We start from the raw sequence: 1,900 nt of genomic DNA, 5'->3' as shown, positions 1-1,900 counted from the left end.
CCGAGCGGCCGCGCAGCGCGTAGCCGCCGCCGAGGAACAGCCCGCCCGCGCCCGCCAGGGCGAGCAGCAGGCCGAGCGGGAACCAGGCGGCCTGCACCAGCGCCCCGGCGACGCCGGCGACCGCACCGAGCAGGGCGAGCCCGAGCAGCGCGGCCATCCGGCCGAGGGAGGGGCGTTGCAGGGGCTGGGCGAGCATCGAGCTGCTCATGACGCCACCTCCACTCCGGCGAAGAGGTCGCTCTCGCCGGGTTCGGCGCTGCCCCGCACCAACTCGTAGTACTCGGTGCCGAACAGCGGCTGGGCGAGGTCGTTGGAGAGCGCGAAGTAGTCGCCCGCGACGGTGATCTGGGTGGCGTGGGCGCGCATCGCGGCGGCCTTGGCGGCGGCGTACGCGGTGCCGTCGACGGCGGTGGTGATCCGCTCGTCCGGGACCACGCCGGGCAGGTCGGCGATGTCGGCGCTCTTGCCGAACGGCAGGCCGGGCAACTCCTCGGCGAGCCGCGCGAAGGCGTCCTCGACGACCGAGCGGGGCATGCGGTTCCAGTAGACCTTGGCCACCTGGTGCCCCCGGCCGGCGGCCAGCTCGACGGCGCGCATGGTGACGCGGTGGGCCTGGATGTGGTCGGGGTGGCCGTATCCGCCGTTGTCGTCGTACGCGACGACGACCTGCGGCCGGACCTCCAGCATCACGTCCGCGAGCGCCCCGGCGGCCTGGTCGAGGTCGGCCTGCCAGAAGGCGGCGGGGTCGTCGTTGTCCGCGAGCCCCATCATCCCGGAGTCCTGGTACCCGAGCACCCGCACGTCACGAACGCCCAGCTCCCCGAGGGCGGCGTCCAGCTCGCCCCTCCGGTACGCCCCGAGCGCGGCCCCCTCCAGATGCCGCAGCTCCGGCGGGATCACCTCCCCCCGCTCCCCCAGCGTGCAGGTCACCAGAGTCACGTGCGCCCCCTCGGCCACGTACTTGGCCATGGTCGCGCCGTTGTTGATCGACTCGTCATCGGGATGCGCGTGCACGAGCAGCAGACGCCGGGCGGGCAGTTCGGTCATGGGGTCCAGCGTACGAGGACGGGGCCGACGGTTCAGTACGTGCCCTGCGCGGTGCCGTCGTCGGCATAGCGCGGCAGGCCGTCCGTCGGGATGGTCCACTTGGCGATGGTGGCCTCCTCGCCGTAGACGAAGTCCTTGCGGGTGGCGTAGCGCGGCCCGGCGGGGGTGGGGTGGATGTCGGTGAAGACGGCGCCGGAGCCGGTGCGGGGGTCGAAGACCGCGCAGACCGGGATGCCCAGCAGGGGGTAGTCGCGGACCTTGCCGACCCAGTCGTTCTCCGGGTTGGAGCGGGAGACGATCTCGACGGCGGCGACGAGCGTACGGGGGTCGAAGGCACCCTCCCCCTCCATGTCCGCCTCGGCGATCACCATCACGTCGGGATGCCGCATGACGCCCACGGCCGCGTCCTCCACGTCGGGTTCGCCCGTGTGGGCCACGAGTTCCTCCGGCATGGCCTTCTCCAGGCGCTTCCGCAGACGCAGCACGGTCAGCTCATGCTGCCTGACGGGCGACATCATGTCGTGGACGATCCCTTCCCTGGTGATCTCGAACTTGCCCGGAAGGGTGTCGTCCATGGACTGAACGAAGTCCCGCATTGCCCGGTACTGGTGCAGGGTGCCCTGGCGTGCGTCGTCCGGTGCTGTGGCCATGGCGCTCGCTCCTCCTGTGGGCCCTGAGGTGCCTGCGTCCTCGGGCGGGGCAAGGATCGTCGCTTTCATGCTAGGCGGCCTCCGGGAGAGCAGTCGCGGCACCGGCCCGGCTCAGGGGCTCGGAAGGCGCGGTTGCAGCCGTCGCAGTTCTGGAAGGGGTGGCGTACCGGGGGCGCGGGGACGGGCGGGGCGAAGGGAGGTGG

At 72.4% G+C, this 1,900-nt stretch carries 3 protein-coding genes and 1 pseudogene; all 4 read right to left on the bottom strand.

Annotation, left to right across the window (positions count from 1 at the left end; genetic code table 11):
* A partial coding sequence (locus tag GT030_RS32675; protein ID WP_237522979.1) for a DUF6113 family protein occupies positions 1-208 on the bottom strand: 208 nt, incomplete at its 3' end.
* On the bottom strand, positions 205-1,047 hold the full coding sequence (gene mshB / locus GT030_RS32670) for an N-acetyl-1-D-myo-inositol-2-amino-2-deoxy-alpha-D-glucopyranoside deacetylase (protein ID WP_161204167.1): 843 nt from the start codon (positions 1,045-1,047) through the stop codon (positions 205-207). The genes GT030_RS32675 and mshB, both read right to left, overlap by 4 nt.
* A gap of 32 nt (positions 1,048-1,079) precedes the next feature.
* Positions 1,080-1,697, bottom strand: a complete 618-nt coding sequence (locus GT030_RS32665; protein ID WP_161204166.1) for a Uma2 family endonuclease — start codon at positions 1,695-1,697, stop codon at positions 1,080-1,082.
* Between the two features lie 65 nt (positions 1,698-1,762).
* A pseudogene (locus GT030_RS36940) lies at positions 1,763-1,900 on the bottom strand (helix-turn-helix domain-containing protein); the annotation flags it as partial.

The organism is Streptomyces sp. SID1328, assembly GCF_009865595.1.
In the GTDB taxonomy this organism is placed as follows: domain Bacteria; phylum Actinomycetota; class Actinomycetes; order Streptomycetales; family Streptomycetaceae; genus Streptomyces; species Streptomyces griseoluteus.
This window is presented reverse-complemented; position numbering and strand designations above follow the sequence as displayed.

Coding starts and splice junctions, on each gene's coding strand:
- mshB (WP_161204167.1), bottom strand. CDS start 1,047: ATGACCGAACTGCCCGCCCGGCGTCTGCTGCTCGTGCACGCGCATCCC.
- GT030_RS32665 (WP_161204166.1), bottom strand. CDS start 1,697: ATGGCCACAGCACCGGACGACGCACGCCAGGGCACCCTGCACCAGTAC.